Source organism: Aeromonas sp. QDB11, from assembly GCF_027705265.1.
In the GTDB taxonomy this organism is placed as follows: Bacteria; Pseudomonadota; Gammaproteobacteria; order Enterobacterales; family Aeromonadaceae; genus Aeromonas; species Aeromonas allosaccharophila.
In genome coordinates this window covers 24,229-44,937 of sequence record NZ_JAPDBM010000036.1, presented here as the reverse complement: position 1 = coordinate 44,937, position 20,709 = coordinate 24,229, and the positions used below count along the sequence as shown (strand labels likewise).

General features: G+C 59.8%; 21 protein-coding genes and 3 tRNA genes. 11 read left to right on the top strand and 13 right to left on the bottom strand.

Going from position 1 to position 20,709, the window contains the following annotated elements; translation table 11 throughout:
* Positions 1-3: 3 nt before the first annotated feature.
* From OKC40_RS13325 to OKC40_RS13315, 3 genes are all read left to right on the top strand, one after another.
* A tRNA-Gln gene (locus OKC40_RS13325) sits at positions 4-78 on the top strand.
* Between the two features lie 39 nt (positions 79-117).
* A tRNA-Met gene (locus OKC40_RS13320) sits at positions 118-194 on the top strand.
* 8 nt (positions 195-202) lie between these two features.
* A tRNA-Leu gene (locus OKC40_RS13315) sits at positions 203-286 on the top strand.
* Between the two features lie 218 nt (positions 287-504).
* Here OKC40_RS13315 and OKC40_RS13310 read toward each other — a convergent pair.
* The gene (locus tag OKC40_RS13310) at positions 505-2,337 is read right to left on the bottom strand and encodes an SLC13 family permease (protein ID WP_270795530.1); all 1,833 of its coding nucleotides are present in this window, start codon (positions 2,335-2,337) and stop codon (positions 505-507) included.
* A gap of 263 nt (positions 2,338-2,600) precedes the next feature.
* Between OKC40_RS13310 and pnuC the strand changes: the two genes are divergently transcribed.
* The 7 genes from pnuC (at position 2,601) to OKC40_RS13275 (ending at position 8,488) form a co-directional block, all read left to right on the top strand.
* Entirely contained in the window at positions 2,601-3,317 is a 717-nt protein-coding gene (gene pnuC / locus OKC40_RS13305; RefSeq protein ID WP_270795529.1) for a nicotinamide riboside transporter PnuC, read from the top strand.
* A gap of 3 nt (positions 3,318-3,320) precedes the next feature.
* Positions 3,321-4,046 carry a nucleoside phosphorylase gene (locus OKC40_RS13300; RefSeq protein WP_270795528.1) on the top strand — a complete coding sequence of 242 codons (726 nt, stop codon included), beginning with the start codon at positions 3,321-3,323 and terminating at the stop codon, positions 4,044-4,046.
* Positions 4,047-4,151: 105 nt separating this feature from the next.
* The gene (locus tag OKC40_RS13295) at positions 4,152-4,823 is read left to right on the top strand and encodes a Crp/Fnr family transcriptional regulator (protein WP_270795527.1); all 672 of its coding nucleotides are present in this window, start codon (positions 4,152-4,154) and stop codon (positions 4,821-4,823) included.
* Positions 4,824-4,865: 42 nt separating this feature from the next.
* Positions 4,866-5,192 (top strand): N(4)-acetylcytidine aminohydrolase, encoded by a 327-nt coding sequence (gene yqfB / locus OKC40_RS13290; RefSeq protein ID WP_270795525.1) that lies wholly within the window; start codon positions 4,866-4,868, stop codon positions 5,190-5,192.
* 87 nt (positions 5,193-5,279) lie between these two features.
* Positions 5,280-6,200, top strand: coding sequence for an alpha/beta hydrolase (locus tag OKC40_RS13285; RefSeq protein ID WP_111805387.1), 921 nt, complete (start codon positions 5,280-5,282; stop codon positions 6,198-6,200).
* A gap of 60 nt (positions 6,201-6,260) precedes the next feature.
* Positions 6,261-6,662 (top strand): DUF1622 domain-containing protein, encoded by a 402-nt coding sequence (locus OKC40_RS13280; protein ID WP_082628444.1) that lies wholly within the window; start codon positions 6,261-6,263, stop codon positions 6,660-6,662.
* Positions 6,663-6,856: 194 nt separating this feature from the next.
* Positions 6,857-8,488: an alpha-glucosidase gene (locus OKC40_RS13275; protein ID WP_270795521.1), complete on the top strand. Its 1,632-nt coding sequence runs from the start codon at positions 6,857-6,859 to the stop codon at positions 8,486-8,488.
* Here the strand turns inward: OKC40_RS13275 and OKC40_RS13270 are convergent, their stop codons facing one another.
* Positions 8,489-9,865, bottom strand: coding sequence for an MDR family MFS transporter (locus tag OKC40_RS13270; protein WP_270795519.1), 1,377 nt, complete (start codon positions 9,863-9,865; stop codon positions 8,489-8,491). It lies immediately after the preceding gene.
* A 184-nt stretch (positions 9,866-10,049) separates the two neighbouring features.
* On the opposite strand from OKC40_RS13270, the gene OKC40_RS13265 reads away from it, so the two are divergent.
* Positions 10,050-10,646: an HAD family hydrolase gene (locus OKC40_RS13265; RefSeq protein WP_270795518.1), complete on the top strand. Its 597-nt coding sequence runs from the start codon at positions 10,050-10,052 to the stop codon at positions 10,644-10,646.
* A gap of 88 nt (positions 10,647-10,734) precedes the next feature.
* Here OKC40_RS13265 and OKC40_RS13260 read toward each other — a convergent pair whose 3' ends face one another.
* The 11 genes from OKC40_RS13260 to OKC40_RS13210 all read right to left on the bottom strand — a co-directional run bounded on the left by OKC40_RS13260 (position 10,735) and on the right by OKC40_RS13210 (position 20,641).
* A complete protein-coding gene (locus OKC40_RS13260; RefSeq protein WP_042063871.1) occupies positions 10,735-10,995 on the bottom strand; it encodes a hypothetical protein in 261 nt (86 codons plus the stop codon).
* Between the two features lie 233 nt (positions 10,996-11,228).
* Entirely contained in the window at positions 11,229-12,026 is a 798-nt protein-coding gene (locus OKC40_RS13255; RefSeq protein WP_113739717.1) for a DUF1338 domain-containing protein, read from the bottom strand.
* A 108-nt stretch (positions 12,027-12,134) separates the two neighbouring features.
* A complete protein-coding gene (gene astD, locus OKC40_RS13250) occupies positions 12,135-13,604 on the bottom strand; it encodes a succinylglutamate-semialdehyde dehydrogenase (RefSeq protein WP_270795517.1) in 1,470 nt (489 codons plus the stop codon).
* A gap of 72 nt (positions 13,605-13,676) precedes the next feature.
* Positions 13,677-14,696, bottom strand: coding sequence for an arginine N-succinyltransferase (astA, locus tag OKC40_RS13245; RefSeq protein WP_270795516.1), 1,020 nt, complete (start codon positions 14,694-14,696; stop codon positions 13,677-13,679).
* Between the two features lie 76 nt (positions 14,697-14,772).
* On the bottom strand, positions 14,773-15,990 hold the full coding sequence (locus tag OKC40_RS13240; protein ID WP_042063877.1) for an aspartate aminotransferase family protein: 1,218 nt from the start codon (positions 15,988-15,990) through the stop codon (positions 14,773-14,775).
* Positions 15,991-16,266: 276 nt separating this feature from the next.
* On the bottom strand, positions 16,267-16,848 hold the full coding sequence (locus OKC40_RS13235; RefSeq protein WP_270795515.1) for an aminodeoxychorismate synthase component II: 582 nt from the start codon (positions 16,846-16,848) through the stop codon (positions 16,267-16,269).
* A 21-nt stretch (positions 16,849-16,869) separates the two neighbouring features.
* Positions 16,870-17,085, bottom strand: a complete 216-nt coding sequence (locus tag OKC40_RS13230) for a hypothetical protein (RefSeq protein WP_033137571.1) — start codon at positions 17,083-17,085, stop codon at positions 16,870-16,872.
* Between the two features lie 117 nt (positions 17,086-17,202).
* On the bottom strand, positions 17,203-18,207 hold the full coding sequence (gene trpS, locus OKC40_RS13225; protein ID WP_270795514.1) for a tryptophan--tRNA ligase: 1,005 nt from the start codon (positions 18,205-18,207) through the stop codon (positions 17,203-17,205).
* 42 nt (positions 18,208-18,249) lie between these two features.
* Positions 18,250-18,918 carry a phosphoglycolate phosphatase gene (locus tag OKC40_RS13220; RefSeq protein WP_042658622.1) on the bottom strand — a complete coding sequence of 223 codons (669 nt, stop codon included), beginning with the start codon at positions 18,916-18,918 and terminating at the stop codon, positions 18,250-18,252.
* Positions 18,905-19,579: a ribulose-phosphate 3-epimerase gene (rpe, locus tag OKC40_RS13215; protein WP_042063883.1), complete on the bottom strand. Its 675-nt coding sequence runs from the start codon at positions 19,577-19,579 to the stop codon at positions 18,905-18,907. The genes OKC40_RS13220 and rpe overlap by 14 nt, the downstream gene beginning before the upstream one ends.
* Positions 19,580-19,768: 189 nt before the next feature.
* Complete coding sequence (locus OKC40_RS13210; RefSeq protein WP_042658620.1) at positions 19,769-20,641, bottom strand: Dam family site-specific DNA-(adenine-N6)-methyltransferase; 873 nt, start codon at positions 20,639-20,641, stop codon at positions 19,769-19,771.
* Positions 20,642-20,709: the final 68 nt, after the last annotated feature.

Genomic DNA, 20,709 nt, shown 5'->3' with positions numbered 1-20,709 from the left:
AGTTGGGGTATCGCCAAGCGGTAAGGCAGCGGGTTTTGATCTCGCCATCCCTAGGTTCGAATCCTAGTACCCCAGCCATTTTTCTGTTCTCTTCCACGTTTGTGGTCGATAACAAACGGCTATGTAGCTCAGTTGGTTAGAGCATCGCACTCATAATGCGGGGGTCACAGGTTCGAATCCCGTCATAGCCACCATTAATATTGCGGAAGTGGCGAAATTGGTAGACGCACCAGATTTAGGTTCTGGCGCCCTAGGCGTGAGAGTTCGAGTCTCTCCTTCCGCACCATTAATAGCAGTACCAAACAGACCAGCTCACGCTGGTTTTTTTGTATCTGAAATTTGTATCTCCCCAGTTTTTCTCTCACTCCTCTATGAATCCATCTCCACGTTAATTCACGTTCTCACCCCTCTTCACTGATTCCGATCACGCCTTGCCACTCTCGTCTCCCGGCCACAAAAAAGCGGCCCGCAGGCCGCTGGTACACACATTCATCATCCCGGTTATCAGAACGGGAAGAACCAGGGGATCGCCACCACGCTGACCGCCATCACCAACAGGGTAAACGGCACCCCGATACGGATAAAGTCGGCGAACTGGTAGTTGCCAGGCCCCAACACTAGGGTATTCACCGGTGAGGAGACCGGCGTCATAAAGGCTGCAGACGCAGCAATAGCAATGGTCATGGCAAACGGATAGGGCGATACCCCCATCTGCTGCGCCGTACCCAGCGCAATGGGCGCCATCAGTACCGCAGTGGCGGTGTTGGAGATAAAGAGCCCGATCACCGCACAGAGCGCAAACAGACTGGCCAGCATTACCCTTGGCCCCATCTCCCCCACCGCATTCATCAGACCGCTGACGATCAGATCCACCCCGCCAGTTTTTTGCAACGCCAGCGCAAAGGGGAGCATGCCGACAATCAGGATCAGGGTCGGCCAGTGGATCGACTTGTAGGCGCTCTCCATGTCGATGCAGCGAAACTTGCCCATCAGCAGACAGGCGATCAGCGCGGCAATCACGTTGGGCACCGGATCGGTCACCATCAGCAGGATCATCACTCCAAGACAGAAGAGGGCGTGAATGGCCTGACTGCGGGCGGGGGCCATCTCGTCCACCTCGGCAGGCAAGCCCATCAGCAGAAAGTCGCGGCTGTGGGTCTGCAGCAGCCGGATATGGCTCCAGTTGCCCACCACCAGCAAGGTGTCCCCCATCTGCAGCGGCTCGTCCACCAGCTTGCCTGCCAGCGCCTCGCCGTCGCGACGCAGCCCCACCACGCTCAGGCCATAGCTGGAGCGGAAGGTCACCTCACGCACGCTTTTACCCAGCAGCTTGGACTCGGGGATCAGCGACACCTCGGCCATCCCCACCTCCCGCGCCTGATCGGAGAAGTATTCCCCGCGCAGGATCATGGGTTCGAGCCGCGCCTCGCTGCAAAACGCCCGCACATCCACTTCGGGATCGGACATGTCGATCAGCAGCACATCCTTGGCCTGAAATTCACTGATCCCCGACACCGGCACCATCACCCGGCGGAACTTGCGCCAACGCTCCACCCCGATGACGTGGGCACCATAGCGGGCACGCAGTTGCAGCTCATCCAGGGTGTGACCAATCAGTGGGGAATCCGGCCGCAGCGCCAGACGGCGGGCCCGACCGGCCAGCCGGTAGTCACGGATCAGATCGCGCAGAGTGCGGCGCCCGGTCGGCTTGCCCTTACCCTCTTCTCCCTCGCCCACCAAAGAGCCGCGCACCAGCAGCATGTAGAGAATGCCCATCCCCAGGATCAGCCCCCCCATGGGGGTGAAACCGAAGAAGCCGAAGCCGTGAATGCCGTGGCGCATCAGTTCGCTGTTGACCACCATGTTGGGGGGCGTGGCCACCAGCGTCATCATGCCGCTGATAAGTCCGGCAAAACCGAGGGGCATCATCAGACGACCGGCGGGGATCCCCATCCGGTTCGCCACGCTCAACACTACCGGGATAAAGATGGCCACCACCCCGGTGCTGCTCATCACCGCCCCCAGACTCGCCACCGCCACCATCAGCAGCACCAGCAGCTTGGTCTCGCTGCTGCCCGCCACCTTCACCAGCGCATCCCCCACCTGATAAGCGATACCGGTGCGCACCAGTCCCTCCCCCACCACGAACAGGGCGGCAATCAGAATGACGTTGGGATCGCTAAAGCCCGCCAGCGCCTCCGGCAGGGTGAGGGTGCCGCTCAGCACAAACAGGATGACCACCCCCAGGGCCACCACGTCCATGCGCACCTTGTTGGTCATGAAGAGATAGATGGCACCAGCCAGCAGACAGAGCACCCAGACAAGCTCGGAATTCAATGCAACCTCCTTTTATCACGTGATTCTCCTCCCGGAGAGTGGACTCTATCAAACCACAGCCACGGCGCTATCATCTTGCTACATATCAATAAATTCCGGCCAGCGGGGGCACCATAACCCATCAGTGCTGGAATAACCGGGCACCAGCGGCGATTTCTTTGATATGGGCCAAGCCCGGGGCGGACAAAAGTCCTGCCCCTCCTCCCCCTCACCCCTTAGAATGGCGCCCTCGCATACTTACCCTCATGCCTAAGGATCAGAAAATGAGCATATTCGAGCTGTTCAGCATCAATAACACCCTGGTGACCATCCCGCTGGGTGGCGGCTATGCCATGTCATGGATTGAAGCCATCGGCACCCTGTTCGGGCTGGCCTGCATCTGGTTCGCCAGTCAGGAGAAGACCATCAACTACCTGTTTGGCCTGATCAACGTCAGCCTGTTTGCCATCATCTTCTTCCAGATCCAGCTCTACGGGCTGTTGATGCTGCAGCTGTTCTTCTTCTGCGCCAACGTCTATGGCTGGTACGCCTGGACCCGCCCGGCCAACGATCAGGGGGATACCCTGCAGATCCGCTGGCTCAGCAAATCCAAACTGATGGTGACCGCCGCCGTGAGTGTGCTGGCCATCGCCCTGTTGACCCGCTATATCGACCCGGTCTTCGCCACCCTGGCGCGAACCTCTGTCTCCCTGCTCAACCTGTTTGGTGCCAACCTGGCCACCCCCGAGCCCTCCCCCGATGCCTTCCCGTTCTGGGATGCCAGCATGACGGTGCTCTCGGTGGTCGCCCAGATCCTGATGACCCGCAAATACGTGGAAAACTGGATCCTCTGGGTCGTAATCAACATCATCAGCATCGGTGTCTATGCCGTGCAGGGCGTCTACGCCATGTCGCTGGAGTACCTGATCCTGCTGTTTATCGCCGCCAACGGCACCCGCCTCTGGGTGATTGCCGCCAAGCGCCAACCACAAGGTCTGTAAGCCATGACTCTGTTACCCCATCTGCAGTGCCGCCCCGACCAGATTGCCGAGCGGGTGGTGCTGTGCGGCGACCCTGCCCGGGTCGATCGCATCGCCAACCAGCTTGAACAGTGTGAAGTGCTGGGGCAAAACCGGGAGTTTCGCCTCATCAACGGCCGCTATCAGGGGCTGCCCATCACGGTCTGCAGCACCGGCATCGGCGGCGCGTCCGCCATCATAGCGCTGGAGGAGCTGGTGCAAGCCGGCGCCCGCTCGCTGATCCGGGTCGGCTCCGCTGGTGCCTTGCAACACGACATCGGACTGGGCGACCTTATCGTGGTGGAAGGGGCTGTGCGCAATGAGGGGGCCTCACAGGCCTATCTGCCCGCCGAGTACCCCGCCTGCGCCGATATCTGGCTGCAAGCGGCCCTGCTCAACCATGTGGCCACTGGGAGCCAGCCTTACTGGCACGGGCTGGTACGCTCCCACGACAGCTTCTATCGGGATGACGAGCAGGAGGTGTGCCGCTACTGGCATGCCCGTGGCGTGCTCGGCGCCGATATGGAGACCGCCTCCCTGCTGACCGTGGGGCGCCTGCGCAAGGTGCGGGTCGCCGCCGTGCTCTGCAACGTGGTGTTGTTCGAACAGGATGTGCAGCAAGGGGTGGCGGATTACGCCAGCGCCGAACAGGCGATGATGGCCGGTGAGCAACACGCCATCGCAGCCGCCCTCCACGCGTTGGCGCAATAAACCGCAAACCGTTAACTGCGGCACATCCGCTACCGTGCGGGCTGGTATCCGGCCCGTACTCTTGCTAGCCTCATGGCCCTCGTCATCCGGTGCGACAGGCAAGTCATGCAGCAACAGCCCTACCCCCTCGGCCGTTTTCACGCCGAACTCCAGCAGCTTGAACCCCGCTTTGCCGCGGCGCTCGACGCCTGCACCCTGTTTCTGCGCCGCTACCTGCCGGGCGAATTGATCATGCGACAGGGGGAGCAGAGCGAGCAGCTCTATCTGGTCGAACGTGGCCGGGTCTCCCTCAACAGCACGGTGCACTCGGGCCGCAGCTTCCAACTCGGCGAAATAGCCTGCCACAGCCAGATCTTCGGCGAGATGGAGTTCTTCAGCGCCACCCCGGTGCAGTGGAACGTGGTGGCCGAGACCGAGCTCGATGCCCGGGTCATCTGTGCCCACAAGCTGGCCCAGCGGCTACTGGCTGAGCCGGATCTGACCCTGTTCTTTGCCGCCGCGCTCGCCAGCGACTACCTCGATACCCTGGAGATCACCACCAGCCGCCTGCTCCACCCCATCGCCTACAACATTGCCTATGAGCTGTGGCGCGAACGCCAGCGCACCCCCATGCTGGGGTCACGCAAGCGGGCTCACGAGGCGGCGCGCTTCGGCACCACCGAGCGAGTCTACCGCCGCGCCCTCAAGGAGCTGATCGAGCAGGGGATCGTCTGCGAAGGGGCCGAGGGGCCCGCCATCGCCGATCTGGCCAGGCTGCGCACCTATCTCGACCTTTGATTTCCATTCACCCCATTTCGATTCACCCAGTCAGGAGTCACCATGTCTGCCCATTCCTATCCCGAATTCACCTTCTTCAGCCGCTTCGTTGCCGACATTCAGGCGGGCCGCAAGACCATCACCATCCGCGACGAGAGCGAGGCCAATTGGCAACCCGGCCAGCGGCTGGCCCTGTTCACCAATCCGGAGCACCAGCCCTTTGGCACCATTGAGGTACTCTCGGTCAAGGCGGTCGCCTTTGATGGACTGAGCGATGAGCACGCCCGTCAGGAGAACATGACCCTCCCCGAGCTGAAAGATGTGATCCGCGATATCTACCCCGATCTGCCGCCGCTCTATGTAATTGAATTCCAGCTGATTGAAGCCTGATTTTGTGAGCTGCCTCAGCTAACGCCGGTTGCGCTCTCTGGCTAAAAGCGCAAAATAACTGTTTTTATATACAGTCATTGGTGCGTTATGGAAACACAACTTGAACCGGCCATTGCGGCCATGGTGGCAGATTTCATTGCAGCAGGCCGCCCCAAAGCGAGCAGCCTGAGCTGGCAAGAGCGGCGTGAAGGTTATCTTGCTTCAGCCATATTGGGTGGTGAACGGGAAGAGGTTGGCTCTGTCGAAGAGTGGCAAAACGGCCATTATTCCGTTCGCCTCTATCAACCTGCGCCAACCTCAAGTGCAAGCCATCCAGTCCTGATCTACTTTCATGGCGGCTGTTTTGTCAGCGGCGAGTTTGACACCCACGACCGACAGATGCGGATGCTGTGCAATCGCGCCGAGGCACTGGTGTTTGCGGTACATACCCGCCTTGCACCTGAACACACCTATCCTGCCGCCCACGACGATGCACTGGCCGCCACGCTCGCCATCATGGCAGATGTGGAGAAATGGCATGGCGATCCAGCACGGATTGTCCTTGCTGGTGACAGCGCTGGTGGCTACCTCGCCCTGATCACTACCTTGCGGCTCAAGGAGCAAGGCGCCCCCTTGCCAGCCGCCCAGCTGCTCATCTACCCAATGCTCGATGCTGTGGGCGAAAGTGACAGCTATCGCCTGCTGGGTGATGACTACCTCATCACCCGCGACATGCTGCTAAGCGGTTTTCACGCCTATCTGGGAGAGCTGCCCACCACTCACCCCGAAGCCAGCCCGCTCCACCATCCCGCCCTGTCAGGATTGCCGCCGACCCATATCGTAACTGCGGAATATGATCCGCTGCGCGACGAGGGGGAAGCCCTCTATCGCAAACTGCTGCAAGCTGGCGTCACAACCAGCTGTCAGCGGCAACTGGGTGTTATACACGGCTTCTTCCAACTGGCAGGTGTGAGCCCAGCGGCGCGCCAGCTTATTGAGCAGATCGCGATGCTTATCAGGCACCTATGATTTGGCCTTTGCCGAGCAATATGTTAATAGTGTGCTCTTTTGAATCAGGAGGTGACCCGAGTGTTTGAGATAGCGAGCCTGAAAGAGGGGATGATGCACGGGGTCGAGCTGTTCCAGCTGCTGCTGGAGATCATCTCCATCGCCTGTGTGGTCATTGGCCTCTTTAAAACTCTCTGGCTGGCGGCGCGGGTGCGGGATCACCAGCCCGGCTTTCCACGCATTCGTCTCTGCTTTGGCAGCTGGCTGATCCTGGCGCTGGAGTTCCAGCTGGCCGCCGACATCCTGGCCACCACGGTGGCGCCGAGCAAGGAGGAGCTGATCCGCCTTGCCATCATCGCGGTGATCCGCACCTTCCTGAACTACTTCCTCGGCAAGGAGCTGGAGGCGCAAGCGGAACGCCAGCAGGAGAAGGCAGAGCGCCAGCAGGAGCCAAACGCCGAGCAGGCCGGAGCCACCCGATAACGCGTTATGCCAAAAGGCATATGAGCAGCACGCCATCCCGACCACGCCCGTGGCTCGGGATGGCACCTTTGTGACCCTCCCCTCATTTTTGGCAATCAGCCAACAATGGAACCCTTTTCAAGGGCCGCCGGAAGCTGTTGATACTCTGCTCATCTGCGTAAGATGGAAAGCCTCTTCCACAACCGGCCACGCTGATGAACCCGCACGCTCTCCACACTCCCGCCATCGACCTCGATAGCTGCGTCATCTACCAGATCTACCCCATGAGTTTTCAGGACAGCGATGGCGACGGCATGGGCGATATCAACGGCATCCGCCAGCGCCTCGACTATCTGGCACAGCTGGGTGTCGATATGCTGTGGCTCACCCCCATCTATCGCTCCCCCAAGCGGGACAACGGCTACGACGTGGCGGACTACCGCGCCATCGACCCCGCCTTTGGCACTCTGGCCGAGATGGAACAGCTGATCAGCGAGGCCGCCGCCCGTGGTATCGGCCTTATGATGGATATCGTCGCCAACCATACCTCCACCGAGCATGAGTGGTTTGTGCAGGCGCTGGCGGGGGATCCTCACTATCAGGACTATTACGTGTTTCGCGACCAGGCCTTCGTTGACGCTCACCCTATCACCTCGATTTTTGGCGGTAGCGGCTGGGAATATGTGCCAGCGCTTGATCGCTACTACCTGCACAACTTCGATGCGAGTCAGGCCGATCTGGACTGGGACAACCCGGCGGTGCGGGCCGAGATGGCGGCGGTGATCAACTTCTGGCTGGCTAAGGGGATCAAGGGGTTTCGCTTCGATGTGATCGACATGGTGAGCAAGGAGTGGGACCGGCTTGCCATGAGCAATGGCCCGCGCCTGCACGACTATATCCGCGAGCTCAATGCTGCGAGCTTCGGTGGCAAGGGGATCATCACGGTGGGGGAGACCTGGGGGGCCGATCTCGCCCATATGCAGCGCTATTCCCACCCCGATGGCAGCGAGTTCAGCATGGTGTTCAACTTCGAACATCTGGGGCTGGGCAGTGACAAGTGGTCCTCCCACTTTGCTCCCCTTGCCTTCAAACGGGCCATGGCCCGCCACCAGCAAGGGCTACACGGGCGTGGCTGGAACAGCCTGTTTCTGAACAACCACGATCTGCCCCGCGCCGTCTCCCGCTTTGGCGATGACAGGCCCGAGTGGCGTGAAACCAGCGCCAAGCTGTGGGCCATGGTGCTGCACATGATGCAGGGCACCCCCTTCATCTATCAGGGGGAGGAACTGGCCATGACCAACCGCCACTGGCAGGCCGACGAGCTGCGCGACGTGGAGGCGATCAACTACCGCGCCAGCCAGTCAGGGCTGGATCCTGCCGAGCTGAGTCGGCGGCTCGATGCCATCGGCCGCGATAACGCCCGTACCCCGATGCAGTGGGACGCTGGCCCCCACGCCGGATTCAGCACGGCCGCGCCCTGGATTGCTCTCAACGCCAACCACGTCGAGATAAATGCTCAAGAGCAGCTGGCCCGCCCCGACTCGCCGTTTCACTGCTATCGCCAGCTCATCGCCCTGCGCAAGGCTCACCCGGTCATTCGCCACGGCAACTTCGAGCTGCTGGATGGTGACGACCCCGAGCGCATCAGCTATCGCCGCCACTGGCAGGATCCGGCCAGCGGAGCACAACATACCCTGCTGCTGCTCGCCAATCTCACCGCCAACCCCTTGCCGATGCCGCACTTTGAACAGGTAGAACAAGGCGCTACCCTGCTGATCAGTAACTACCCCACTCAGCCTGAACCGCGGTTTGCCCCTTACCAATGCGCGGTATGGTTACACGGTTGATCAGGCGCTGATAGTAGCCAGCTCGTGGCGCTTTAACGCCAGCAGGGTCAGCAGCAGTGCAAAGGTGGCGATGATCGCCATTCCGATATAGGTGGCACTGAAGCCGGGAGCCAGCAGCTGCGGGCTCAAGGTGCTGAGCTGACCGGCACTGCCAGCAGGCAGCTGGGCATTGAACAGCATGGAACAGATGGCCACGCCGACTGCGCCCCCCAGCTCACGGCCGAAGTTGAACAGCGACATGCCGATGCCGCGATCTTCCCGTGGCAGGGCATTTTGCACCACCACCGAGAGGGCGGGCAGCACCAGACCCAGACCAATACCGGCAAACCCGAGGGCCAGCTTGACCCAGGCATCGAAGTGGATCTGCCAGAGCGCCACCGCCGCCAGCGCAAAACCCACCGCCACAAAGCTCTTGTAGTGACCGGTACGGCCAATCAGCTTGCCGCCGACAAAGGCCCCGGCGGTGATGCAGATCATGAAGATCACCATGCTCACCCCGCTCTCGCTCGCGCTCAGCCCCTTCTGCCACTGCATCTGCAGAGGCAGATAGACCAGCACCGCAAACATCAGCAACTGGGAGAGCATTACCAGCAGTACGCTCACCAGATAGCCGGGCAGCCGTGCCAGATGGGCGGGCAGGATGGGATCATGAGCCCGTCGCTCAATCAGGATCAACAGCAGCAGCGAGACCGCCAGCGCACTCGCTAGCCAGACGACGGGCAGGGCGGTCTCCGGCGAGAGCAGCAACAGGGTGAGCGTAGTGACGGTAATCAACAGCGCAGCTCCCTTCCAGTCGAAGCGGCTATGGCGGCGGACGTTGAGCTGTTTGAGGTTGCGGTTGATGAGGAAGACAGCCAGCGCCCCGAGCGGCAGGTTGATCCAGAAGATCCAGCGCCAGCTGAGCTGCTCGGTAAAATAGCCGCCAAGCAAGGGGCCGGCGATGCTGGAGACCGCATAGACCGCCGAGATGTAGCCCTGATACTTGCCCACCTCCCGTGGCGGGATGGTGTCGGCAATCACGGTAAACGCGAGGGCAATCAGGCCGCCGCCGCCCAGTCCTTGCAACACGCGGGCCGCCAGCAGGGTCGGCAGATCCTGGGAGAGGGCGCAGGCCACCGAGCCCGCCAGAAACAAGCCGATGCCGATATTGAGCATCCGCACCCGGCCAAAGAGATCGCTCAGTTTGCCATAGAGGGGCAGCACGGCGGTGGCCGCCAGCAGGTAGGCGGTGACCACCCAGGTGAGGGCGGCACCGGCGTGCAACTCGGCGCCAATCATGGGCAGCGGGGTGGTGACGATGCTCTTTTCCAGTGAACCGAGCGCGATCACCAGCGCCACACTGGAGAAAATGGTTTTGGGGGATATTTTCGAGGTCATAAGCGGACTCGCTGATCTGATATGCCAAAGTATCCGGCAATGAACGGATTATTGTCTCACAAATCAGCAAGAGATAGAAAAAACGGCGGCCACAATCAGCCCAACCATGAGGCAGATCCCACAAACTGCCGACCGGTTCTGTTAGCCTGCGCTATTTAGTCCGAATTCAGTCCGAGGAGTCCCCATGAACGAGCAGTACCGGTTTGATCACTACGATGCCCTGATTTTCGATATGGATGGCACTCTGGTGGATTCCATGCCCCTTCATCTGGATGCCTGGGAACTTACCTGTGCCGAGTTCGGCATCCCCTTCGAGCGGGATCAGCTCTATCAGTACGGCGGCATTCCCACCCGCAAGATCATCGCCATGCTGGCCGAGCAGCAGGGGCTGACGGTGGATGTCGAGGCCTTTACCCGCCGCAAGATTGCACTCTATATGGCACATATCGACAAGGTCAGCGTCTTTCCCAAGATGTGGGAGCTGGTCAGGTACTATCACGGCAAGGTGAAGATGGGGATTGGCACCGGCTCACCGCGCAGTCAGGCGGACTCCATCCTGAAAAGCACCGGACTCGACGCCTATATCTCGGTGGTGGTCAGTGCCGATGATGTCACCAACCACAAACCGCACCCCGACACCTTTTTGCGGGTGGCAGAACTGCTCGGCGCCAATCCGGCGAACTGTCTGGTGTTTGAAGATACCCGCATCGGGCTTGAGGCAGGCAAGGCGGCAGGAATGGATACCGTGCTGGTCATTGAAGGTGACCTGCACCAGCGGTAGACCGCTCAGGGCAAACAGGCAAACCGATAAGAGGGTGCCATGACCATGGCACCATTTTTTACCTACGCAGGCATGGCGCTGGCAATGTTCAGTGCCCGGTCAGCGCGGCGATCGCCGCCGGAATAGCGGCCACCGTCAGGCAAAGGGCGTTGGCCTGTGCCTCGTCCTGTAGTGCCTGATGAGTGCGCAGCAGCTCAAGGGCTTGGGCCGGGGTATCTGCAAAGGTGGGGGCGGCGATGGCGGCAAATCCCTGTTCGACCAGTTGACGACGCTCATCGCTATAGCTGGGCGCATTGGCATCTAGATAGGTAAGCGCCTGACCCTGCTTGAAAAAGTGATAGTTAGGCATCGATTGGCCCCGCAAAAATAAAGCGTCATTCTACTCCTTTTTGCTCCACCGCCTGCGTCAATCTGTGGCGCGTCAGGTGATCTAGTTCACATTTTTATCAACAAATCTTTATCAGTTAGGCGCCGTACAAATCCCTTTCACTGAGGTGTCAGGCAACACCCGCCACCCTCACTCGGCGCCAAACAAAACGCCTCCGGCGAGGAGGCGTTGCGACTGAAACAGGGTGGTTCCCGTTACATGGCATTCGTCGATTCGAAGATCTTGTCGGCCGACGCCTCGACAAAGCCCGGATAGAGCACGCCATCTGGCTGCGGGTAGCGCAGGGCAAACTCGTAGAAGCAGCTCGGGATGGTACGCACCCCATCACTGAACGGCACCTCGGCTTTGTCGGCCATGGTGGAGGATTGCTCCAGCATCACCTGCGGGTCTCCCTTCACCTCGCCACCCACGCTGTTGAGGACAAAACCCGCAGCCTTCAGTGCCGCATTGACCTGATGGATGGTGTCGAAATCCTTCAACTTGTTGATATTGACCGTGAAGTGGTTGGCGCGATAGCCCCATGCCGCCATCCAGGCCGCATACTCGCTCTCCGCCAGCAGGGTCTGGTAATCGGCATAGGAGACCTGCCAGGGGGCGCCGGTGTAGAGAAATGCCGGGGTATCTGTCAGATGATCGGGCACCTGATCCGCCAGCTTGTGGATGATGGCCTGGGCAGCCGGAGAGAGCTCTTCGACCTTCAGCTCGCTGATAAACACCTTGGGAGCATCCGGATCTGTATGCTCGAAGTGCTTGGCGTAGAGCTTCTTGGCCTTGAAGACGTACTCGCCCTTCTGCTCGTAACCGAGCGCCAGAAAGTGGGCAGCCAGCTTCTCCAGCCCCAGCTTGGGCAGGTTGTAGGTACGAAACGCTACGTGATCGTTGACGATGGGCTCGCCGCCACCCAGCAAGGTGTGCACCTTGAGGGCACTCGGGGTCACCTTGATGTAATTGTCCCACAGATGGCTGAACAGGGTGTCGATATCCTTTTGCATCTCTCTTTCCTTTGATTGCGGGTACAGACAAGGGCACCTGCTCAGCGCCCCTTTTATTGTCGTGGTCAGGCGCTAGCCCCAACGGAGATAGCGCCGACCTTGGCTTTCTTAAAACGTCAAGCCGGGAGACAGCTGCTCCGGCATAGCGGCTTTGCTGTCTTCGACAGAGGCAACCGGATACGCACAATAATCAGCGGCGTAGTAGGCGCTCGCTCTGTGGTTGCCGGATGCCCCGATGCCACCAAACGGCGCGGCACTGGAGGCGCCGGTGATGGGCTTGTTCCAGTTGACGATACCGGCGCGGATCCGCTTGAAGAAGTGCTGCCAATCCGCCTCGTTATCACCCAGCAGACCGGCCGAGAGACCGTAACGGGTGGCGTTACCCTGATCGATAGCGGCATCGAAATCGTCGTAACGAATGAGCTGCAGCAGCGGGCCGAAGTACTCTTCATCAGGCAATGTGCTGACTGCCGTCACGTCGATAATGCCCGGAGAGACAAAGCCGGTACCCGCTTTCAGGTGCTCAAGAACCTGCAGGCTCTCGCCGCCCAGCTGTTGCAGGTTGGCTTGTGCCTCGACCATGCCGAGCGCAGCTCGCTCGCTGATCATGGCGCCCATAAAGGGTTGCTCGGCGGCGTCATAGAGGCCGACCTTGATCTGGCCGACCACCTCGACCAGTCGCTTGACCAGCGCATCGCCCCGCTCGCCGCGCTCGACAAACAGACGGCGGGAGCAGGTACAGCGCTGACCGGAAGTGATAAAGGCGGACTGGACGATGGCATGCACCGCGCCGTCGATGTCGCTCACGTCTTTCACGATCAGCGGGTTGTTGCCGCCCATTTCTAGGGCCAGGATCTTGCCCGGTTGACCGGCAAACTGCTGATGGAGGAAATGACCGGTACGGGAGGAGCCGGTGAAGAAGAGGCCGTCGATATCCGGGTTGCCAGCCAGCGCCTTGCCGGTCTCGACCTCCCCTTGCACCAGATTGAGCACGCCCTTGGGCAGCCCGGCCTGCTGCCACACCTTGACCATGGCTTCGGCCACCATGGGGGTCAGCTCGGAGGGTTTGAACACCACAGCGTTACCCGCAATCAGCGCTGGTACGATATGGCCGTTGGGCAAATGGCCCGGGAAGTTGTAAGGGCCGAACACCGCCACCACACCGTGGGGCTTGTGACGGACAAATGCCTTGGCGCCCGGCATGGCATTTTCAACGGTGCCGGTGCGCTCGTCGTGCGCCCGGATGGAGATGGCAATCTTGCCCTGCATGGCCGCCACTTCGGTGCGGGTCTCCCACAGCGGTTTGCCGGTTTCGCGGGCGATGGTCAGCGCCAGCGCCTCTTTCTGCTCGCCGAGCAGGTCGGCATAACGACGCACTATGGCCAGGCGATCCTCAAGGCTCATATCCGCCCAATGGTAGAAGGCGGCGCGGGCGGCCTTGACGGCAGCATCCACTTGCGCCGCGCTGGCGGCAGCGCCCTGCCAGATCACCTCGTTCTTGGCCGGATCGGTTGACTCGAACGGCTTGCCTTCACCGGCAAGCCACTGACCGTCGATAAATTGCACTGACTGGCTCATCCATTCACTCCCTGTCGCTGGCAGGCAGCCTCGGCTGCCTGTCTGATAATCGGTTTGCTTGTCCTGTTTGCCTCAGTCGAGGTCAACCACCCGTACCATGTCGCCATCCTGCACCTTGAGTGCCGCCGCCATCTTGGGCGGGATGATGGCTTCATGCTTGTCGAGATCGACCCGGATATTGCCGTAGCAGGCACGGTAATGTTCGAAACGGCTGTTGCAGAGCAGGTGGGTCTTGCCACCGATGGGCTCGCCCACCAGCACTCGCAGCTTCTTGCTGCGGCGCACGCTGCGGATATTCTTCACGTCGCACTCGACGGTGGGACCCGCATCGAAGATATCGACGTAGCCACGGTTCACGAAGCCCTCGTCCTGCAGCATCTTGATGGCGGGGCGGGTCTTCTCGTGGGTCTGGCCGATAACGGCCCGCGCCTCTTTGCTCAACAAATTGACGTAGATGGGGTACTTGGGCATCAGCTCGGCGATAAAGCGCTTCTTGCCGATGCCGGTCAGATAGTCGACGGTGGGAAAATCCATCGAGAAGAAGTGGGTTTGCAGCCACTCATAGAAGGGGCTGTGACCGTCGGCATCGGAGACGCCACGCATCTCGGCGAAGACGGTCTCGTCAAACAGCTCGGGGTGCTCGGCCATAAACAGAAAGCGGTGCTTGGAGAGCAGGCGGCCATTGAGCCCCTCGCGGGCACATTCGCGCAAGAACAGGGTGCAGAGCTCGGAGTTGCCGGTGTAGTCGTTGGAGAGAGTCAGGGTTTCAACGACGTTGTAGATGCCGAGCTTGGGTGAAGAGTGCACCACCTTGCCGATGTGGTAGTTGTAAAACGGCTGGGAGAGACCCACCGCGGCATCGATGGCACAGGTGCCCACCATCTCGCCGGTCTCCAGATCCTCGGCCACGAAGAAGTAGAGGCAGTCCCCTTTGCCAGCGGGCTTGTCGGAAAAAGTCTGGGTAGAGGCTTCAATCTTGCGCTGCAGCAGCTCATCGTTGACGGGCAACGAGGTCATGCCGGTGCCGGACTCGATGGCGCAGGTCTTGAGCCCGGCAAAATCTTTTTGCTCGATGGGACGGATAACCAACATAAATGACAACTCCCTTTCATTGACGACAGGTGGGGTCCCGGCTCCTGCCGGGAGAGTTCCCCACCTCAATTTGGAATCAGGCGTTAACCACCTGGGCAACCGCCTTCTCGAAGCGTGCCAACCCTTCCTTGATGTCCGCTTCCGGGATCACCAGTGAAGGGGCAAAACGGACCACATTGGTACCGGCCACCAGTGCCATCAATCCCTGATCGATAGAGGCCAGCAGGAAGTCGCGCGAGCGTCCCTTGTAGTCGTCGTTCAGCACGGCGCCCAGCAGCAGACCCTTGCCACGCACTTCGCTGAAGCAGTGGTATTTGGCGTTGATCGCCTCGAGCCCGTCGCGGAACAGCTGTTCGCGCTGCTTGATGCCGCTCAGCACTTCGGGGGTATTGATCACGTCGATCACCGCTTCGGCGACCGCACAGGCCAGCGGGTTGCCGCCGTAGGTAGAGCCGTGAGTGCCCACTTTCAGGTAAGCCGCGATCTCGTCGGTAGTCAGCATGGCGCCGATGGGGAAACCGCCCCCCAGTGCCTTGGCGCTGGTGAGGATGTCCGGCGTGACGCCGAGCCCCATATAGGCGTAGAGATCACCGGTACGGCCGACCCCGGACTGTACTTCGTCATACACCAGCAGGGCATTGTGTTTGTCGCACAGCTCGCGCACCCCTTTGGCAAACTCGTCGGTAGGACGAATGATGCCGCCCTCGCCCTGCAGCGGCTCCATCACCACGGCGCAAGTGTTGTCTGAGATCACCGCGGCCAGTGCCGCCAGATCGTTGTAGGGCACATGGGTGATATCACCGGGCTTGGGGCCGAAGCCATCGGAGTAGGCAGCCTGGCCACCGACGCTGACGGTAAAGAAGGTACGACCGTGGAAGCCCTGATTGAAGGCGATGATCTGGGTCTTCTGCTCGCCGAACTTCTCGATGGCGTAGCGGCGGGCCAGTTTGAGAGCGGCTTCGTTCGCTTCGGCGCCGGAATTGCAGAAGTAGACCTTGTCGGCGAAGGTGGCGGCGACCAGTTTCCTGGCCAGACGCAGGGCCGGCTCGTTGGTCATCACGTTGGAGAGGTGCCACAGCTTCTCGCCCTGGGTTTTCAGCGCCTCGACCAGCTTGGGATGACAGTGACCCAGGCCGTTAACCGCGATGCCACCGGCGAAGTCGATGTACTCGCGCCCTTCCTGATCCCAGACACGTGACCCTTCACCACGCACCGGGATGATTTTGGCGGGCGCATAGTTGGGAACCATCACTTCATCAAACACTTCACGTGTCACTGCCAACAACTCTGACATATAGCTCTCCTTCGATTCGGCGACAGAATAATCCACCGTCCAAAAGTTAAATCCGTGTAAACGTGACGGGATTATCACAGAAATAAAGTAAAAAGTCTGTAACAAGACGGCCTATGAGGAACAATGTTCGATTGACCTTGAGATTTTAGGCAACCGCATTGCATAACGACTCAGGGGGGCTTGGCAAGAGATAATTTGGGCAGGAGAGGGGGTGAATAAAGTGTCAGGGAAATTTTTTTTGCCTTCTCTCGAACTTGAGAAGGCGATCACAACTTTTTATGTACGCGCCAGAAAATTGGCCAGCAACTGATGGCCCTGCTCGCTCAAAATACTCTCCGGATGGAACTGAACCCCTTCGACAGGAAGCGTCTTGTGGCGCAGCCCCATGATCTCGTCAAACGCGCCATCGGCATGCTCGCTCCAGGCGGTGATCTCGAAGCATTCGGGCAGCGTGTCGCGCTCCACCACCAGCGAGTGGTAACGGGTCACCCGCAGCGGGTTGTTGAGCCCCTTGAACACCCCCTCATCCCGATGGCGGATGAGCGAGGTTTTGCCGTGCATCACCTGACGGGCACGCACTACGCTGGCACCGAAGGCTTGCGCCAGCGACTGATGACCGAGACAGACACCGAGAATGGGCAACTTGCCAGCGAAGTGGCGAATGGCGTCGAGGGAGATCCCCGCCTCATTGGGCGTGCAAGGTCCCGGGGATATAACCAAATAACGAGGAGATAGCTGCGCTATGGTATCCAGCGTCAGTTCATCATTACGCCTGACCACAACCTCTTGTCCCAGGGCGCCGAAATATTGCACCAGGTTCCAGGTAAAAGAGTCGTAGTTATCGATCAACAACAGCATGAGATAACCAACAGCGGAGAATTAACGATCGAGATAACGACCCTGTTCCATTTCCCGTTCACGCTGACACTCGGCCAGATAGATAGCTGCAGCAACGGCAGGGGTTTTATGGTGCTTGTCGATGGCATTGGAGACCATCAACTGCAGGGTATTGAGGTTTTTCGCCTTGCGAAATTTACGTAGCCAGTGACCTTTGTCACTCAGCTCTTCAGCAGAAATAGTTGGTTGAACAGACATGCTTTCTCTTGGGGATATTACCCACGTTGAAATAAATAAATTAAACAAATAGCCGGTCAGAAAATAAAGAAAGCCAGGCAAATACCCAGCTCTCTTCTACTACACCTTCCCAGTATGTCAGGCTCGAGGAACGAAGCCGACTACATCATATACTCTGGTCAGGGTTTTTTCAGCTCTTTCACGCGCCTTTTGTGCCCCTTCGGCCAGAATCGCGATCAGATGGGCCTCATCCTGACGCAACTCGTGGAAACGCGCCTGGATCGGTTCCAGCAGCGCAACCACGGCTTCGGCGGTCTCGGTCTTGAGGTGACCATACATCTTGCCTTCGAAGTGCTGCTCCAGCTCGGGGATGGAGCGACCGGTCACGCCGGACATCAGGGTCAGCAGGTTGGAAACACCCGGTTTGTTCTCCGGATCGAACCGCACCACTGCCGGCTCGTCGGAGTCGGTCACCGCACGCTTGATCTTCTTGACGATCTGCTTGGGATCTTCCAACAGGCCGATGAAGTTGGCCTCGTTGTCATCCGATTTGGACATCTTCTTGGTCGGATCCTGCAGGCTCATTACCCGCGCCCCTTCGGTCGGAATGAAGGGCTCCGGCAGGGTGAACACCTCACCATAGAGGTTGTTGAAACGGGTGCAGATGTCGCGGGTCAGCTCCAGATGCTGCTTCTGGTCGTTACCAACCGGCACCTGATTGGCCTGATAGAGCAGGATATCAGCGGCCATCAGCACCGGATAACCGAACAGACCAACGTTGACGTTGTTCTCGAAACGGGCGGACTTGTCCTTGAACTGGGTCATGCGCGACAGCTCACCCATCTGGGTGTAGCAGTTGAGGATCCAGCCCAGCTCGGCGTGCTGCGGCACGTGAGACTGGATGAAGACGGTACTCTTCTTGGGATCGATACCGACCGCCAGATAGAGGGCGGCCGCATCGAGGCAGGCCTTGCGCAGGGCAACCGGATCCTGACGGGTGGTGATGGCATGCAGGTCGACGATGCAGTAGAGGCAGTCGAACTCATCCTGCATGTTGACCCACTGACGCAGGGCCCCCATGTAGTTGCCGATGGTCAGTTGGCCGGAGGGTTGCGCCCCGCTCAATACGATTGGTTTGGTCATGAGAGTGTTAATCCTTGTTATTCAGCCAGTCCCGCGGCGCGATTAGCTCAGCAGCGCATCGAGCTGGGAAAAATGTTCGAACACCCAGTCAGGCCGGGAGTCGGCGATGGGGCGGCCATAGTTGTAACCGTAGGTGAGCCCCACCACCTTCATGCCAGCCGCCTTGGCCGCCAGCACGTCATTTTCGGAGTCGCCCACCATCAGGGTGCGAGCCGGGCTCACCCCCAACTCCTGGCAGGCGTGCAGCAGCGGCTCCGGGCTCGGCTTCTTGACCGGCACGCAGTTGCCACCGAGCCAGAGCGCGAAACAATCGCTGATGCCAAGGGCATCGAGGATCGGTGCCACGAAGTCGCTCGGCTTGTTGGTGACGATCGCCTGTTTGTAGCCCAGGGTTTGCAGGCGACGCAGACTCTGGGCGACCCCATCATACATGGCCAGCCCCTGCAGCAAACAGGCGTTGTAGTGCTGGAAAAAGATCGGTCGAGCCTTGGCAAACAGCTCGGGGTCGGCCTCGCGATAGGCAAGGGCCCGCTGGATCAGCTTGTCGGCCCCGTTGCCGACCCAGGTACGGATCACGGCTTCATCGGCCTGCGCCAGACCCAGATCGGTCAGCGTCAGATTGACCGCCAGCGCCAGCTGGGCGGCGCTGTCGATCAGGGTGCCGTCCAGATCGAACAGCACCAAATCAAATGCGCGCTCAGCGTGTGACATGAGCCAGCTCCGCACGCATCTTGTCGATCACCGCCTTGTAGTCAGGCTGGCTGAAAATGGCAGAGCCGGCGACAAACATGTCGGCGCCCGCGTCGGCGATCTCGCGGATGTTGTCGACCTTCACCCCACCATCGATCTCGAGGCGGATATCGCGGCCGCTCTCGTTGATCAGACGACGTACCTGACGCAGCTTGTCGAGGGTGCCGGGGATGAAGCTCTGGCCACCGAAGCCCGGGTTGACCGACATCAGCAGGATCACGTCCAGCTTGTCCATCACATACTCGAGGCAGGAGAGCGAGGTAGCCGGATTGAGCACCAGACCCGCCTGGCAGCCCATCTCCTTGATCAGGCCCAAAGAGCGGTCAACGTGGTCGGACGCTTCCGGATGGAAGGTGATGAGGGACGCACCGGCCTTGGCAAAATCGGGAATGATGCGATCCACCGGCTTGACCATCAGGTGCACGTCGATGGGCGCCTCGATACCGTAGTCACGCAGCGCCTGACAGACCATGGGGCCGATGGTCAGGTTGGGGACATAGTGGTTGTCCATCACGTCGAAGTGAACCACATCGGCACCGGCAGCCAGCACCTTGGCGACATCGTCACCCAGACGGGCAAAATCGGCAGAGAGGATCGAGGGGGCAATCAGAAAGTCTTTCATCAGCATCATCCATTGGCAGCCAGGGAGAAAAAGCGGCGCAATTTTAACGTAAAAGGCGGGCGAAAACGACTCGAATGCGGGGTAAATGGGGCAATCGCCTCCCCTCCCCCAGCCACCCGGGTTATGGGACATCGGCACAGGCGCGGGCTCGCCCATAAAAAACGGCGCCCCTGGGCGCCGCATTGTCTGTTACGCCAGTGGCAGCAGTTCGCTGTCGCTGGGGTAGTAGCCCTGCTCCGGCTCGATGCCGGGCGGATAGAGCGCCAGCAACTCGGCCACCTTGTTGCGGGTGCCGCCGTTGCGGCTGATGGTGCGCTTGACCAAAATCTCGTCGAGACGGGCACCGCGATAGAGCTCACGGGTCAGCTCGATATCGTGGTTGCTGATCAACACCGGCACCCCTTTGTGAGCGGCGGTGTGACGGGCCAGTCGCGCCAGGATCGCCTGATCATCCAGGGTAAAACCACCGGAGGCATAGCTGGTAAAGCTGGCGGTCGTGGAAAGCGGCGCATAGGGAGGATCACAGTAGATGACCCAATCCTCTTCGGCCCGCTTGATGGCATCGGCGTAGCTCTCGCAGATAAAGGTCGCCTTCTGCGCCTTTTCGGCAAAGGCCCACAGCTCTTTTTCCGGGAAATAGGGCTTCTTGTAGGAACCGAACGGCACGTTGAAGCCGCCCTTCTTGTTATAACGGCACAGCCCGTTGAAACCGTGACGGTTGAGAAACAGGAACAAGAGTGCCCGCTCGAAGGTGGTCTCGGTCTGATTGAACTGGGTGCGCAGCCGGTAATAGGCGGCCTTGTGGTTGTGTTCAGCCACAAACATCTTGCGCGCCTCGGCGATGAATCGGTCAGGCGTCAGCTTGAGATGGTTATACAGGCAGATAAGATCCGGGTTGATATCGTTGAGCACATACGCGTCGTAGTCGGTGTTGAGAAACACAGACCCGGCCCCGACGAAAGGCTCCAGCAACACACGCCCGGCCGGCAGGCGCTCGGCAATCTCTTCAACCAGGGAGTATTTTCCCCCGGCCCATTTTAAAAAAGCGCGTGTTTTTTTCATGGAAATCCGGTGTGTAAGAAGGCAAGACCCAAAAAGGGGGACGATTCTACCCCCTTATCCGGTATCAA

What these genes read in the sequence shown, in the direction of transcription:
- pnuC (WP_270795529.1), top strand. Translation starts at nt 2,601, where the DNA reads ATGAGCATATTCGAGCTGTTCAGCATCAATAACACCCTGGTGACCATC.
- OKC40_RS13300 (WP_270795528.1), top strand. Translation starts at nt 3,321, where the DNA reads ATGACTCTGTTACCCCATCTGCAGTGCCGCCCCGACCAGATTGCCGAG.
- OKC40_RS13295 (WP_270795527.1), top strand. Translation starts at nt 4,152, where the DNA reads ATGCAGCAACAGCCCTACCCCCTCGGCCGTTTTCACGCCGAACTCCAG.
- yqfB (WP_270795525.1), top strand. Translation starts at nt 4,866, where the DNA reads ATGTCTGCCCATTCCTATCCCGAATTCACCTTCTTCAGCCGCTTCGTT.
- OKC40_RS13285 (WP_111805387.1), top strand. Translation starts at nt 5,280, where the DNA reads ATGGAAACACAACTTGAACCGGCCATTGCGGCCATGGTGGCAGATTTC.
- OKC40_RS13275 (WP_270795521.1), top strand. Translation starts at nt 6,857, where the DNA reads ATGAACCCGCACGCTCTCCACACTCCCGCCATCGACCTCGATAGCTGC.
- OKC40_RS13270 (WP_270795519.1), bottom strand. Translation starts at nt 9,865, where the DNA reads ATGACCTCGAAAATATCCCCCAAAACCATTTTCTCCAGTGTGGCGCTG.
- OKC40_RS13265 (WP_270795518.1), top strand. Translation starts at nt 10,050, where the DNA reads ATGAACGAGCAGTACCGGTTTGATCACTACGATGCCCTGATTTTCGAT.
- OKC40_RS13260 (WP_042063871.1), bottom strand. Translation starts at nt 10,995, where the DNA reads ATGCCTAACTATCACTTTTTCAAGCAGGGTCAGGCGCTTACCTATCTA.
- OKC40_RS13255 (WP_113739717.1), bottom strand. Translation starts at nt 12,026, where the DNA reads ATGCAAAAGGATATCGACACCCTGTTCAGCCATCTGTGGGACAATTAC.
- astD (WP_270795517.1), bottom strand. Translation starts at nt 13,604, where the DNA reads ATGAGCCAGTCAGTGCAATTTATCGACGGTCAGTGGCTTGCCGGTGAA.
- astA (WP_270795516.1), bottom strand. Translation starts at nt 14,696, where the DNA reads ATGTTGGTTATCCGTCCCATCGAGCAAAAAGATTTTGCCGGGCTCAAG.
- OKC40_RS13240 (WP_042063877.1), bottom strand. Translation starts at nt 15,990, where the DNA reads ATGTCAGAGTTGTTGGCAGTGACACGTGAAGTGTTTGATGAAGTGATG.
- OKC40_RS13235 (WP_270795515.1), bottom strand. Translation starts at nt 16,848, where the DNA reads ATGCTGTTGTTGATCGATAACTACGACTCTTTTACCTGGAACCTGGTG.
- OKC40_RS13230 (WP_033137571.1), bottom strand. Translation starts at nt 17,085, where the DNA reads ATGTCTGTTCAACCAACTATTTCTGCTGAAGAGCTGAGTGACAAAGGT.
- trpS (WP_270795514.1), bottom strand. Translation starts at nt 18,207, where the DNA reads ATGACCAAACCAATCGTATTGAGCGGGGCGCAACCCTCCGGCCAACTG.
- OKC40_RS13220 (WP_042658622.1), bottom strand. Translation starts at nt 18,918, where the DNA reads ATGTCACACGCTGAGCGCGCATTTGATTTGGTGCTGTTCGATCTGGAC.
- rpe (WP_042063883.1), bottom strand. Translation starts at nt 19,579, where the DNA reads ATGAAAGACTTTCTGATTGCCCCCTCGATCCTCTCTGCCGATTTTGCC.
- OKC40_RS13210 (WP_042658620.1), bottom strand. Translation starts at nt 20,641, where the DNA reads ATGAAAAAAACACGCGCTTTTTTAAAATGGGCCGGGGGAAAATACTCC.